Annotated in this window: 1 protein-coding gene; it reads left to right on the top strand. The window is 69.0% G+C overall.

The annotated features are described in order from the left end of the window. Nucleotides 1-522, top strand: a 522-nt coding sequence (locus tag A5692_RS16025; protein WP_068057542.1) for a TetR/AcrR family transcriptional regulator, incomplete at both ends; no start/stop codon positions are given.

The raw sequence follows: 522 nt of genomic DNA on the forward strand, positions 1-522 counted from the left end.
TGCGTGGCCGAGAATGGCTATTCGGCACCAAGACCGGCGAGATCGCCCGGGCGGCGAACATCACCAGCGGAAGCCTGTACCACTACTTCCCGAACAAGTCCGAATTGCTGGACGCGGCCGTCGAGGACATCGAGCGCATCGCGGTGCCGCGGCTGCGCGCGGCCGCCGCGCGCCCGGGGACCGCCGTCGACCGCATCGAGGCGGTGCTCGACGAATCGGGCCGGCTCATGCGCGAGTATCCCGATCTTGCCGCCTTCGAGTGGGTGATCCGCGCCGAAGGCGCTGTCGCCCGCGATTCGCGGCTCGCGGCCGACTTCCAGGTGTTTCGCGGAATCATCGAGGGTGTCATCGACGATGCCTACCGCCGGGGCGAGCTCGCGCACCGGGCCGACCGCAACGGCATCGTCGAGGCCGTCTACGCGCTGATCTATGGGTTGACGGAGCTGGCGGCCACGTCGCCGCCCCGGGACTATCACGCCGCGCTGGACGCGGCCAAGAAATTGATCCGGGGAACGTTGCTCG

The organism is Mycobacterium sp. E342, from assembly GCF_001667665.1.
Classification (GTDB): Bacteria; Actinomycetota; Actinomycetes; order Mycobacteriales; family Mycobacteriaceae; genus Mycobacterium.